The sequence below is a fragment of the Nocardioides palaemonis genome (assembly GCF_018275325.1).
GTDB lineage: Bacteria > Actinomycetota > Actinomycetes > Propionibacteriales > Nocardioidaceae > Nocardioides > Nocardioides palaemonis.
This window is the reverse complement of record NZ_JAGVQR010000001.1, coordinates 132,680-145,049: the sequence shown is the minus strand read 5'-3', so window position 1 is coordinate 145,049 and position 12,370 is coordinate 132,680. Positions and strand designations below refer to the sequence as shown.

15 protein-coding genes are annotated in these 12,370 nt (G+C 73.1%); 6 read left to right on the top strand and 9 right to left on the bottom strand.

What is annotated here, in order from left to right:
* The first annotated feature begins 73 nt into the window (after positions 1–73).
* On the top strand, positions 74–469 hold the full coding sequence (locus tag KDN32_RS00680) for a hypothetical protein (protein WP_211730208.1): 396 nt from the start codon (positions 74–76) through the stop codon (positions 467–469).
* A gap of 78 nt (positions 470–547) precedes the next feature.
* On the opposite strand, the gene KDN32_RS00675 is transcribed toward KDN32_RS00680, so the two are convergent.
* On the bottom strand, positions 548–823 hold the full coding sequence (locus tag KDN32_RS00675; protein WP_211730207.1) for a Fe-S cluster assembly protein HesB: 276 nt from the start codon (positions 821–823) through the stop codon (positions 548–550).
* Between the two features lie 84 nt (positions 824–907).
* Positions 908–1,408 (bottom strand): YflT domain-containing protein, encoded by a 501-nt coding sequence (locus tag KDN32_RS00670; protein WP_211730206.1) that lies wholly within the window; start codon positions 1,406–1,408, stop codon positions 908–910.
* Between the two features lie 89 nt (positions 1,409–1,497).
* Between KDN32_RS00670 and KDN32_RS00665 the strand changes: the two genes are divergently transcribed.
* From KDN32_RS00665 to KDN32_RS00650, 4 genes are all read left to right on the top strand, one after another.
* A complete protein-coding gene (locus KDN32_RS00665; RefSeq protein WP_211730205.1) occupies positions 1,498–1,644 on the top strand; it encodes a hypothetical protein in 147 nt (48 codons plus the stop codon).
* Between the two features lie 38 nt (positions 1,645–1,682).
* A complete protein-coding gene (locus tag KDN32_RS00660; RefSeq protein ID WP_307853594.1) occupies positions 1,683–2,468 on the top strand; it encodes a pentapeptide repeat-containing protein in 786 nt (261 codons plus the stop codon).
* Between the two features lie 73 nt (positions 2,469–2,541).
* The gene (locus KDN32_RS00655) at positions 2,542–3,387 is read left to right on the top strand and encodes an aldo/keto reductase (RefSeq protein WP_211730204.1); all 846 of its coding nucleotides are present in this window, start codon (positions 2,542–2,544) and stop codon (positions 3,385–3,387) included.
* Between the two features lie 108 nt (positions 3,388–3,495).
* Positions 3,496–4,275 (top strand): lysophospholipid acyltransferase family protein, encoded by a 780-nt coding sequence (locus KDN32_RS00650; protein ID WP_211730203.1) that lies wholly within the window; start codon positions 3,496–3,498, stop codon positions 4,273–4,275.
* Positions 4,276–4,292: 17 nt separating this feature from the next.
* Here KDN32_RS00650 and KDN32_RS00645 read toward each other — a convergent pair whose 3' ends face one another.
* From KDN32_RS00645 to KDN32_RS00615, 7 genes are all read right to left on the bottom strand, one after another.
* Positions 4,293–4,541: a hypothetical protein gene (locus KDN32_RS00645; protein WP_211730202.1), complete on the bottom strand. Its 249-nt coding sequence runs from the start codon at positions 4,539–4,541 to the stop codon at positions 4,293–4,295.
* A 58-nt stretch (positions 4,542–4,599) separates the two neighbouring features.
* Complete coding sequence (locus KDN32_RS00640) at positions 4,600–5,910, bottom strand: reverse transcriptase family protein (RefSeq protein ID WP_211730201.1); 1,311 nt, start codon at positions 5,908–5,910, stop codon at positions 4,600–4,602.
* Between the two features lie 238 nt (positions 5,911–6,148).
* A complete protein-coding gene (locus tag KDN32_RS00635; RefSeq protein WP_211730200.1) occupies positions 6,149–6,565 on the bottom strand; it encodes a heat shock protein transcriptional repressor HspR in 417 nt (138 codons plus the stop codon).
* A 10-nt stretch (positions 6,566–6,575) separates the two neighbouring features.
* Positions 6,576–7,748 carry a molecular chaperone DnaJ gene (gene dnaJ, locus KDN32_RS00630; protein WP_211730199.1) on the bottom strand — a complete coding sequence of 391 codons (1,173 nt, stop codon included), beginning with the start codon at positions 7,746–7,748 and terminating at the stop codon, positions 6,576–6,578.
* A 36-nt stretch (positions 7,749–7,784) separates the two neighbouring features.
* Positions 7,785–8,456, bottom strand: a complete 672-nt coding sequence (gene grpE / locus KDN32_RS00625) for a nucleotide exchange factor GrpE (RefSeq protein WP_307853592.1) — start codon at positions 8,454–8,456, stop codon at positions 7,785–7,787.
* Complete coding sequence (dnaK, locus tag KDN32_RS00620) at positions 8,453–10,315, bottom strand: molecular chaperone DnaK (protein WP_211730198.1); 1,863 nt, start codon at positions 10,313–10,315, stop codon at positions 8,453–8,455. The genes grpE and dnaK overlap by 4 nt, the downstream gene beginning before the upstream one ends.
* A gap of 370 nt (positions 10,316–10,685) precedes the next feature.
* On the bottom strand, positions 10,686–11,471 hold the full coding sequence (locus KDN32_RS00615; protein ID WP_211730197.1) for a GNAT family N-acetyltransferase: 786 nt from the start codon (positions 11,469–11,471) through the stop codon (positions 10,686–10,688).
* A 121-nt stretch (positions 11,472–11,592) separates the two neighbouring features.
* Between KDN32_RS00615 and KDN32_RS00610 the strand changes: the two genes are divergently transcribed.
* Entirely contained in the window at positions 11,593–12,303 is a 711-nt protein-coding gene (locus KDN32_RS00610; RefSeq protein WP_211730196.1) for an SGNH/GDSL hydrolase family protein, read from the top strand.
* Positions 12,304–12,370 lie beyond the last annotated feature (67 nt).

Below are 12,370 nucleotides of genomic sequence, written 5' to 3'. Positions count from 1 at the left end.
GGAACGTGCGCCGATCCCGGCCGGCGCGCGCGGCCCGACGCTGGAGGCACCACCACCCGAGAAGGAGCCAGCGATGACGACCACCGCACCACCGAGCACCACGTCCACGACGCACTGGAGCACGAGGAACAAGGTCGGCCTCGGCCTCGCGCTCTTCTACGCCGTGACCAACCTGCCGAGCGCCTTCATGCCGCCGGACACCGGCGACCAGGCGGGCCCGCCGATGGCGATCCTCTGGGTCTGCACGGTCCTGTCGGCCGTCGCCCTCGTCGCGTGCGTCGTCGCCTGGCGCTCGGGCAGCCGCGCCGCCGCCCGCCTGACGGTCGGCTCGCTCGTCGTCGTCACGCTGACCTCGGTGCCAGCGTTCTTCGTCGACGTTCCGGCGGGGCTCCAGGTCCTCGTGGCCGCAGGAGTCGTGTTCACGCTGGTCTTCACCGTGCTGATCCTGTCGCCGGCAAAGCGCGGGTGACGGACGCGGCGGAGCCCCGGACCTCCGTGGGGAGGGTCCGGGGCTCCGTGGCGTTCGGCCCGCAGTGAGCTCGAGGCGTCAGGCCTTCTCGCCGAGGGCGAACTGGATGTTGCCCTCCGCGTCGACGGTGCCGTCGAGCACCTTGTCGTCGAGCAGCGCCGAGGCGGTCTGGTCGACGTAGACGGTCGCGCCGTCCTGCTCGATGACCTGGTCCTCGGCGGCGGCCTGGTCGGCCGGCGACACCGACAGGCCCTGGCCGTCGGGCTCGGCAGCGATCCGGAGCGCGGAGATCTCCGGCACCTCGCTGGTCAGCTGCTTGACGATCTCGGTCACGTTCTCGGTGAGAGCAAGCATGGCTCTCCCTCCGTATGGCGGATGTGTCCCCTCCACCATGTCCAAGATCGCCGCGCGGCTCAAACCGGGCCCGCCCGGGGGTGGTCAGGCGAACGGATCAGGCAGCGCACCCGGAAGGCCGGCCAGCAGCTCGCGGGCGCGGGCCGCGTGCTTGTTCTCCACCAGCACCTCGTAGCGCGTCGCCACGACCTGGGTGACCGAGGAGAAGTCGCGCTGTCCGCGGGAGAGGGCGTACCCGATGAGCGCCCACACCAGGCCGAACGTGGCGCCCATGAACGCGGTGCTGAGCAGCACCGCGAGCGCGCCCTCGTTGGTGAAGAGCACGAACACCAGGCCGATGAAGACGCCGAGCCAGAGGCCGGACGCGATGCCGCCGACGGCGACCTTCGACCATGTCAGACGGCCGGTGATCCGCTCGATCCGCTTGAGGTCGGTGCCGACGATCATCAGCTGGTCGACCGGGAACTCGGCGTCGGAGAGGAAGTCGACGCTCTTCTGCGCCTTGGCGTAGTCGTCGTAGACCGCCAGCGACTGGGGGAACTGGAGCTTGAGCGGTTGGCGGGGGTTGATGCCCTGGGTCGACATGTCACCACGATACGACCCGGCCCCCGCACCGACCGGGTTGCACACCAGGGCCCCGGACGTGGGCATCTTGCCGGAATCCACTACGAACCTTGACCCTGCGCCCCGCGCCCCATCCGGCCGCGCGGCGCAAGGTGGAAGGCATGGGGAAGCTGCTGGGTGACAATCGCGTGGTCGGCGCCGCCTTCGTGTTCCTGGTGGTCCTCAACGCGCTGGCGATCCAGCTCGGCTGGTACTGACCGCTCGGCCGTCGGCGCTGCGTGGCAGCATCCCCCGCGTGCCCTCCCCCGAGCTGACCTCCGACTGCTCGCGCTGCTTCGGGCTGTGCTGCGTGCTGATGCCGTTCTCCGCCTCCTCCGGCTTCGGGGTGGACAAGCCCAGCGGCACCCCGTGCCTCCACCTGGCCGCCGACGACTCGTGCTCGATCCACGCGACCCTGCGTGAGGATGGGTGGCCGGGGTGCACCGTCTTCGAGTGCTTCGGCGCCGGCCAGCAGGTCTCGCAGGTGACCTACGGCGGCGTCTCGTGGCGCGCGCAGGACAACCTCGGCGAGATGGCGGCCGCGCTGTCGGTGATGCGCCAGCTCCACGAGGTCCTCGTCCACCTCCACGAGGTCGCCCGCCGCTCCCCCGACCCGGACGCAGCCCGGACGGTCGCCGAGGTCGAGGCGCTCACCGGGGCCACGCCGGTCGAGCTGCTGACCTACGACCTCGACGAGCTCCACCTGCGCGTGGGTGGACTGCTCGGCGCCGCCAGCGCCCGCCTGCGGGCGGAGGTCGACGGCGCGCAGGACCGCTCGCGCGCCGACCTCGCCGGCCACGACCTGCGCGGCGACCGGCGGGGCTGGTCCTTCCGCGGCGCGCTGCTCATGGCGGCCGACCTGCGCGAGGCCGACCTCGCGCTCGCCGACGTGCTCGGCGCCGACCTGCGCGACGCCGACGTCCGTGGCGCCGACCTGTCGACCGCCCTGTTCCTCACGCAGCCCCAGCTCAACTCCGCGCGCGGCGACGGTCGTACCCAGGTCCCCGCCCACCTCGCCCGCCCGCGCCACTGGCGGACGTGAGGTCCGCCACCCCTGCGGGCGGGACGTCCAGTCCCGTGGAATACCCGGCCCGGCGTGTCGCGCTGTGCCTCGCATGACCGTTCCCAGCATCCAGCTCCACGACGGCACGTCGATCCCGCAGCTCGGCTTCGGCGTGTTCCAGATCGACCCCGCCGACACCGTCGAGGCGGTGACCACGGCCCTCGAGGTCGGCTACCGCCACATCGACACCGCCGAGATGTACGGCAACGAGAAGGAGGTCGGCGAGGCGCTGCGCTCCTCCGGGATCGCGCGCGAGGACGTCTACGTCACGTCCAAGCTCAACAACGGCTTCCACAAGCCGGAGGACGCCGAGCGGGCCTTCGAGAAGACGCTCGCCGACCTCGGCCTGGACAAGATCGACCTCTTCCTCGTCCACTGGCCGCTGCCGACCCGCTACGACGGCGACTTCGTCTCGACCTGGCGCACCATGGCCTCCTTCGTGGAGGACGGCCGCGCGGCGTCGGTCGGCGTCTCCAACTTCCAGCCGGCCCACCTGCAGCGGATCGTCGACGAGACCGGCGTCGTGCCGGTGATCAACCAGGTCGAGGTGCACCCCTACTTCACCAACGAGGAGGTGCGCGCGGCCAACGCGAAGCACGGCGTCGCGACCGAGGCGTGGTCGCCGATCGCGCAGGGTGGCGTCCTCGACGACGCGGTGATCTCCGAGATCGCCGAGGCCAAGGGCAAGTCCACCGCGCAGGTCACCCTGCGCTGGCACGTCGAGCGCGGCGACATCATCTTCCCGAAGTCGGTGACCCGCAGCCGCGTGGAGGAGAACTTCGACCTCTTCGACTTCTCGCTCACCGAGGACGAGGTCGCGCGGATCTCCGGGCTCGACAAGGGCGAGGACGGCCGCACCGGCCCCAACCCCGACACGTTCGACTACATCCCCGACTGACCTCCGTCAGTCTCGACGGCCCGACCCCGGCTCCGGGGTCGGGCCGTCGTCGTACCTGAGTGCGCATACGCACGCGCGCCACCCGCGCGGTGGCCCAGACTCCGTCGCATGGACACCAGCACCTGGCAGCGCCCCGGTCTCCGCGCCGCCCTGCTCTACGCCGTCGCCGCCGGCCTGCTCGGCACGATCGTCTCCGCGGTCAGCCGCCTCGAGCTCACCCGTCGCGCCGTCCCCGACCGCGACCTCCCGGACGGCCCGCTCATCGTGGTCGCCAACCACACCAGCTTCGCCGACGGCATCCTGCTCGCCCTCGTCGGCCGCCGTCTCGGTCGCTCGCTGCGGCTGATGGCCACCGGTGGCGTCTTCCGCTCCGGACTCGTCGGGCCGGTCGTGCGCCGCCTCGGGTTCATCCCCGTGCAGCGGGGCACCAGCGCCGCCGCCGGCTCCCTCGACGCCGCGGCCGCCGCGCTCGAGGCGGGCGAGGCCGTCGGGCTGTTCCCCGAGGGCCGGATCACCCGCGACCCGCAGCGCTGGCCGGAGCGCTCGAAGACCGGCGCCGTCCGCCTGGCGCTGCGCACCGGCGCGCCGCTCGTGCCGGTCGCGCTGGTCGGCGCCGAGCGCGTCGTGGACCGCACCGGGATCGTCGCCCGCCTGCTGCGCAACACCGTCCTGCGACCTCGCGTGACGGTCGCGGTCGGCGAGCCCGTCGACGTACGCCGCCTCGCCGGCCTGACCGGCGACCGCTCGGCCGACCAGGCGGTCGACGACGCCACCGTGCGCCGCGTCGCCGACGAGGTGATGGCCCTGCTCGTCGCCCAGGTCGCCGACCTGCGCGGCGAGCCGGCCCCGCACCCGGCCGGCGTGCCGGAGGAGGCGCTCAGCGCCTGACGTGGCTCGAGGAGGGCTCAGGAGTAGCGGTGGCTCTTCTGCGGGTGCCCCTGCTCGCGCGTGCAGGTGCGGCCGCTCATGTTGCGGTGCCCGCACAGGGCATCGGTGTCGGCCGCGGGTGCCGCGGCCTTCGCCCGCGCCGGGACGGATCGCTCCACCGCCGGCGCCACCGGGGCGGGTCGTCGGGCGGGGGCTGACCCGGCGCGCTTCTGGGCCTCCGCGTAGCGGGCCTCACGCATCGCACGCAGCGCGTTCTCCTTGCTCATCGCTCACTCACACCACGACCCTAGGCGCCCGCACCGACAGCGCCCGCGGCAGCCCTCGTCAGCGGCTCCAGTCGATCGCGTGGTGCGCGGCCAGCAACCGCGCCCCGCGCGCCGGGTCGTGCTGGGCGACCCACGCGATCCGACCCCGGAGGTGGTCCTCGAAGGCCGGTACGTCGTCGCGGTTCTGGGTGCTCGGGCCGAAGCGGTCGCAGTTGTGGAGGATCGCGCGCAGCAGGTCGACCTCTTGGCGGGCCACCCGGGGTCGGTCGTTGACCACCAGCCCGCCGAGGCGCTGGCGTCCCGCCCGGGGCATGACGCCGGTCTTGCGCGGGTTGAGCCGGAAGCCCTCGTCGCGCACGACCACCTCGACCGCGTCGAGCAGCCGGGAGGTCCCGGTGCCCCAGCCCCGCTCGCCGGAGAACGCGAGGTCGTCGGCATAACGGGTGTAGCGCCCGCCCCACGACCGCGCGAGCGCCGAGAGCCGTACGTCGAGGCGGAACGCGGCGAGGTTGGCCATCGCCGGCGAGGTCGGGGCGCCCTGCGGCAGGTGGGGGGCAGCGAGCCGGCGCCCGAGGCGCCAGTGCGCGTCGAGCAGCCCGTCGTCGGCGGGGCGCGGGACCGCCCGCCAGGCCGAGCGGGGCAGGACCGTGGTCACCAGCCCGGCGAGGGCGTGGGCGACCGGCTCGGGGTAGCCGGCGGTGCGCCAGATGCCGTGGACGCGCGACACCGTGACGCTCGCGAAGAACGCCTCGAGGTCGAGGCGCACGACCACGCTGCGCCCGGAGTGGGGCGCGGCGTAGGAGCGCACCGAGCCGCCTCGTCGGAAGCCGCGGGCCGCGCCGTGCGGCGGGATCCCGCCGGCGACCTCGTCGAGCAGGCGGCGCTGCAGCGCCCTGAGGCGGAACTTCGGCGCCTCCAGCACGCGGATCGCGCCGCTGGGCGCCGTGCGGTGGCTGACTCGGTAGTGCTGGAGCGGCACGGCGGAGGTGCTGCGGGCCAGTCGCCGCGGGTCGGAGAACCAGTCGAGCTCGGAGTCGGTCAGGCCGAGGAAGCCGGCGAGGTCGGCGAGGGTGTCGAGCTCGGGGAGGCGCCAGCGGTTGGTGAGCATCCGCGTGGCCGCGACCGGCTGGACCCGTGGCGCGAGGGCCCCGGCGCGGTCCGCGGCAGGGCGGGACGCGAGGTTGGTGACCAGCTCGCGGGGCCGGTCGAGCGGCGCGCGCGGGTAGAGCGCGAGGATCTGGCGCACCAGCGGACGCAGCCACGCCGGACGCCGGCCCAGCACCTCCGCGCCGCTCGCGAGGAGGCCGGCCTCGGTCCACTCGCCGCCGAGGAAGCCCGCCGCGAGGGCGCGTGCGAGGTCGGGCCTCACGCGCGGGTCCCGACGCGGTCGGGGTGCGGCAGCGCGTCCCGACCTGTCCCGTCGTGCGCGCGATGACCTGCAGCGGAGCGCAGCGAGTCGCGCGCGGTGCCGAGCCCGGACGTACCGGTGGTCCCCGGGGTAGCCCCGGGGAAGCGGACCGGTGACGCGCACCGGCCTGCCGTCTCGAGCTCGCGCTGCCGCACGCCGGAACCCTAGCCGGGCCCTCCGACCGCGGCCGGCCGTCCGGTCAGCGCGGGCGGCGCCAGACGACCACGGACTGGCCGACCGCCTGGTGGAGCACGGGGAGCTTGTTGGCGGTCTGGCCGGGGGCCGACCGCGCGGCGAGCAGCCGGCGCAGGCCGTCGAGCTCGGCGAGCAGCTCGTCGTTGCGGGCGCGCAGCGCGTCGACCTGGTTCTCCAGCGCCATGATCCGGCGGACACCCTCGATGCCGATGCCGGCGCCGGTGAGGTCGGCGATCTCGCGGAGCCGCTCGAGGTCGCGGTGGGAGTAGCGCCGTCCGCCCCCGCCGGTGCGGCCCGGGGCGATCAGCCCCATCCGCTCGTAGGCGCGCAGCGTCTGGGGGTGGAGGCCGGTGAGCTCCGCGGCCACGCTGATGACGTAGACCGCGGCGTCGGGGTCGGGCGTGAACGGCGTGGACGTCATCGGCTGGACCTCACGCCTCGAACAGGCCGCTGCGCAGCGGCTTGCCGGCCATGGCCGCGCGGTAGGCCTCCACGGCCTCGCGCGCGGTGGGGTCGAGCTGGGCCGGGACCTGGACCTCGACGGTGGCGAGCAGGTCACCCTTGGTGCCGTCGCGCCGGGTGGCGCCCTTGCCGCGCACCCGGAAGGTGCGTCCGTTGGGCGTGCCGGGCGGCAGCCGCAGGGTGACGGGAGCGCCGCCGAGCGTCGGGATCTTCACCTCGCCGCCGAGCGCCGCCTCGTCGAAGGAGACCGGCACGTCGAGGGTGAGGTTGTCGCCGCTGCGGCCGAAGACCCGGTGGGGCGTGACCTTGACGGTGACGAAGAGGTCGCCAGCGGGTCCGCCGCCCTCTCCCGCGCCGCCCTTGCCCTTGAGCCGGATGCGGGCACCGTCCTTGACGCCCGCCGGGATGCGGGCCTGGATGGTGCGCGCCGAGGTGCCTCGGCCGCTGCCGTGGCACGTCGGGCAGGCCTCGTCGTAGACCAGCTGGCGTCCACCGCAGCCGGGGCACGTCTCGTTGATCGAGAACGCCCCGCCGCTGCCGGCGACGACGAAGCCGGCACCCTCGCACTGCGGGCAGACGTGGGGCTTCGTGCCGGGCTTGCCGCCGGTGCCCTGGCAGGTCGGGCACGGTGCGTCGGAGGTCAGCCGCAGCGAGACCGTGACACCGTCGAGGGCGTCGGTGAAGCCGATCGTCGCGGTGCTCTCGACGTCGGGGCCGCGGCGCGCGCGGGACTGAGCCCGCGCGCGGCCGCCGCCGCCGAAGAGGTCGCCGAACATGTCGCCGATCCCGCCACCACCGGACGTACGGTCGCGGAGCAGGTCGTCGAGGTTGAACCCGCCCCCGCCGAACCCACCCCCGGAGCCGCCGCCCATGCCCGGGTTGAAGCCGCCGCGCGACTGCAGCGCCCGGAACTCGTCGTACTTCGCGCGCTTCGCCTCGTCGCCGACGACGTCGTAGGCCTCGGCGACGGCCTTGAACCGGTCGTGCTTGGCGTCGTCACCGGGGTTGGAGTCGGGGTGGTTCTCCCGCGCCAGCTTGCGGTAGGCCTTCTTGATGTCGGCCGCGCTGGCGCCCTTCTGGACGCCGAGGACCTGGTAGAAGTCCTTGGTCGCCCAGTCGTTGCGGAAGCTGTCGTCTGCCACGGGTGAACCTCCTCTCCGTCGGTGGTGGGTGTGGGATCAGGCGTCGACCGGGTCGACGACCAGCACCTGGGCGGCGCGGACCACCCGGTCGCCGATCTTGTAGCCGGCCTTGGCGATGTGCTTGCAGGTCGGCACGGTGACCTCCGCGTCGGTGCCCAGGTGGCTCAGCGCCTCGTGCAGGTTGGGGTCGAACGCGTCGCCGGGGGTGCCGAACCGGGTGAGGCCGAGGTTGGTCACCACGCCGGTCAGCTGGTCGGCGACGGCCTTGAAGCCACCGTCGATCTCCTCGTGCTCGCGAGCCCGGTCGATCGTGTCGAGCACCTCGATGATCGGCGAGAGGACGCGGAAGGTGGCGTTCTCGGCCACCATCTGGCGGTCGCGGTCGACGCGCTTGCGGTAGTTGGCGTACTCGGCCTGGAGCCGCTGCAGGTCGGCCGTGCGCTCGGCGAGCTGCACGTCCGCGGACGCGGCGACCTGATCGGTCTCCGCGACGTCCTGCGGCTCCAGCGGGCCGCCCTCCTCCAGCCAGTTGTCCACGCCGCTGGTCTCCTCGGCGTGGGTGTCGGGCTGGGTCTCGGGCGGGGTCTCGGGCTGGGCGTCCGGGTGGCCGGCCGGGGCCGAGGCGCCCTCCACGGGCGCCTCGACCTCGGTCTCGTTGGCCATCTCGCCGGCCGCGTCCCCGAAGGACTCGCTGCCGGACTGCGTCACTTCGACTCACCCTCCGTGCCGGACTCGTCGGCCTCGTCGACGATCTCGGCGTCGACGACGTCGTCGTCGGCCTCGCCCGTCGCACCGGTGGCACCACCCGCGGCGGCCTGGTCGGCCTCGGCGGCGGCGTACATCGCGGCGCCCATCTTCTGGCTGGACTCGCCGAGCTTGGTGACGCCCGCGGTGATCTCCTCGGAGGTCGCGTCCTCCTTGGCGAGGGTCTCCTTGAGCGCGTCGACGTCGGCCTGGACCTCGGTCTTGACGTCGTCGGGGAGCTTGTCGGCGTTGTCGGTGAGGAACTTCTCGGTCGTGTAGACGAGCTGGTCGCCCTGGTTGCGGGCCTCGACGGCCTCGCGACGCTTCGCGTCCTCCTCGGCGTACTGCTCGGCCTCCTTGACCATCCGGTCGATCTCGTCCTTCGACAGCGCGGAGCCGCCGGAGATCGTCATCGACTGCTCGCGGCCGGACGCCTGGTCCTTGGCGGAGACGTGGACGATGCCGTTGGCGTCGATGTCGAAGGTGACCTCGATCTTCGGCACGCCGCGCGGGGCCGGCGGGAGGCCGGTCAGCTCGAAGTTGCCGAGCGGCTGGTTCTGCGACCACATCTGGCGCTCGCCCTGGGCGACCTTGATCTCGACCGACGGCTGGTTGTCGTCGGCGGTCGTGAAGATCTCCGAGCGCTTGGTCGGGATCGTGGTGTTGCGCTCGATGAGCGTGGTCATCACGCCGCCCTTGGTCTCGATGCCGAGGGACAGCGGGGTGACGTCGAGCAGCAGCACGTCCTTGACCTCGCCCTTGAGGACGCCGGCCTGGAGCGCGGCGCCGACGGCGACGACCTCGTCGGGGTTGACGCCCTTGTTGGGCTCCTTGCCGCCGAGCAGCTCCTTGACGACGTCGGTCACGGCCGGCATGCGGGTCGAGCCGCCGACGAGGACCACGTGGTCGATGTTGGAGACCGCGACGCCACCGTCCTTGAGCACCGACTGGAACGGCGCCTTGGTGCGCTCGAGCAGGTCGGCGGTGAGCTTCTGGAACTCGCTGCGGGTCAGCTTCTCCTCGAAGTGGAGCGGGCCGCCCTCGCCGTGGGTGATGTAGGGCAGGTGGATCGTCGTCTCGGAGCTCGAGGACAGCTCGATCTTCGCCTTCTCCGCGGCCTCCTGGAGGCGCTGCTTGGCGATCTTGTCGGCGCCGAGGTCGACGCCGTTGTTGTCCTTGAACTTCTTGACCATCCACTCCACGACGCGGTTGTCCCAGTCGTCGCCGCCGAGGTGGTTGTCACCGGAGGTCGCCTTGACCTCGACGACGCCCTCGCCGATCTCGAGCAGGGACACGTCGAACGTGCCGCCACCGAGGTCGAAGACGAGGATGGTCTGGTCCTCGCCCTTGTCGAGGCCGTAGGCCAGTGCCGCGGCGGTCGGCTCGTTGACGATGCGGGAGACGTTGAGGCCCGCGATCTCGCCGGCCTCCTTGGTCGCCTGGCGCTGGGCGTCGGAGAAGTAGGCCGGCACGGTGATGACCGCGTCGGTCACGGTCTCGCCGAGGTAGGCCTCGGCGTCGCGCTTGAGCTTCTGCAGCACGAACGCGCTGATCTGCTGGGGGGTGAAGGCCTTGTCGTCGATGTCGACCTTCCAGTCCTCGCCCATGTGGCGCTTGACCGACCGGATGGTGCGGTCGACGTTGGTGACCGCCTGGCGCTTGGCGACCTCACCGACGAGGACCTCGCCCGACTTGGTGAAGGCCACGACGGACGGGGTCGTCCGCGCACCCTCGGCGTTCGCGATGACGGTGGGTTCGCCACCCTCGAGGACGGCGACGACGGAGTTCGTCGTGCCGAGGTCGATGCCGACCGCTCGTGCCATGTGTGTCTACCTCCTGCTGCGCCCCGGTGGGTCCGGGGTCGATGTCTGGGGAACGGGCGCGTACGCCCGCCGATGAGACCCATCCTGACAAGCATCGTCCGGACTGGCAAAACAGTTGAGTCGATCTGGCTCAACTCTCATCACCCGGTTCAACGCATGGGGGCGCCGGATGTTCCCGATCCGGGGAGGAAACTTTCGGACGGCCGTCGGCGCCGACCCTGGCGGCAGACGACAACCCCCGACCGCCTCCCGATGTCGGGTGCCGCCACCCCCACCCCGAAACCGCCGACCCTGGCGGCAGACGACAACCCCCGACCGCCTCCCGATGTCGGGTGCCGCCACCCCCACGACGGACGGGCGGCCGGAATCTTCAGCGGGTCCAGACGTACGGCGTGGTGGTGGTGACGGCGACGAGGCCGGAGCGCTCGAGGATCGGGCGCGACATGTCGGTGCAGTCGGAGTGGATCAGGTGGATCCCGCGGTCGAGGGCCGCGCGGGCGCGGGCGGCGACGAGGGCGCGGTAGATGCCGCGGCCACGGAGCTCCGGGAGCGTCGACCCGCCCCAGATGCCGGCGAAGTCGGTGCCGGCGACCGGGGTCAGCCGCCCGGCGCAGACCACGCGGTCGCCGACCTCGGCGATCCACAGCTCGGAGGAGTCCGACGCCAGCTCGGCGAGCGTCGACTCCACGGAGGGGCCGCGGCCGTTGCCGAAGACGGAGTCCTGCGCCTGCTTCATCCGCCTCACGTCGGCCTCGGCGTCCGGGCCCGGCTCGATGCGGCGGACGACGACGTCGGCCGGGAGCTCGACGTCGACCGCCAGCCGCGCGGCCTCGCCGACCATGACGGTCTCCCGCGGCTCGGGAACCAGGCCGTGCGCCTCGAGCCGCTCGCCGAGGTCGGCGGGCAGGTCGTGCCCGCGGGTCTTCCACTCGAACGACTCCACGTCCGTGTCGTCACGGAAGTGGGCGACCGTGGCCGCGACGAGCGCGTCGAGCGCCCCGCCGTCGGCGCCACCGAGGTCGCGGTAGGTGACGAAGCCACCGTGGTCGAACCGCGCCCACAGCAGGGGCCCGTGCTCGACGAGGTCGTCGGCGCGCCCCACCTCGCCCTCGCGCCGCAGCTGCTCGTCGTAGGCCGCCAGGAGGTCGCTCGTCATGGCCGGAAGCGTAGGACCGTGGGCGCACCGGGCGCGCCCGGTTTCCACGCGGCCCCGATGTCGGGGAAATCTCAGGGTCGTTCCGGTGTCAGGGAGGTGTCCGGCACCGCACAATTGCCTCGTGCTCCATCGGGGGAACCTGCGCCGGGTCGTCGGCGCCTCAGCCGTCACCGTGGTCCTCGCTGCCCTCATGGCGTTCTGGATCGCCGACACCGCCGACGCCGGCCAGACCCGCTGCCGCGACCACCGCGCCGACGCCCGCGCCCGCACCGCCCTCGTGACCGGCAGCGGCGCCCCCGTGCTGGTGATCGGCGACTCGTGGTCGGTCGGTCTCGGCCAGGACGACCTCGCACGGTCGTGGCCGGCCCGCCTCGACGGCGAGGTCCACGTCGCCGGCTTCTCGGGCTCCGGCTTCAGCGCCCGCGCGAGCGGGTGCGGCGCGGTGTCGTTCCACGACCGCGCGCCCACCGCGCTCGGCGTCCGGCCGTCCCTCGTCGTGGTCGAGGGCGGGCTCAACGACTACGACCAGCCCGCCGCCGCGATCGACGCCGGCTTCCGGGCGCTGATGGCCGACCTTGCCGGTCAGCACGTCGTCGTCGTCGGCCCGGCGACGGCGCCCGCGCGCGCGGTCGCCGTCCCGCGGGTCGACGACCAGCTGGCCGTCCTGAGCGCCGAGTACGGCGTCCCCTATGTCCAGACCAGCGACCTGGCGCTGGACTACCTCGACGACGGCCTCCACCTCACCACCGACGGCCACGTCGCGTTCGGGGACGCCGTGGCCGACCGAATCGCCGCCGCGACGCCCACGCGACCAGCGGTTCTCCACGACTGACCTCTCATCGCGACGGATTCCCACCGACTGGTCGGATACCGGACGAACGGCCGCTCGCGCTCGGCGT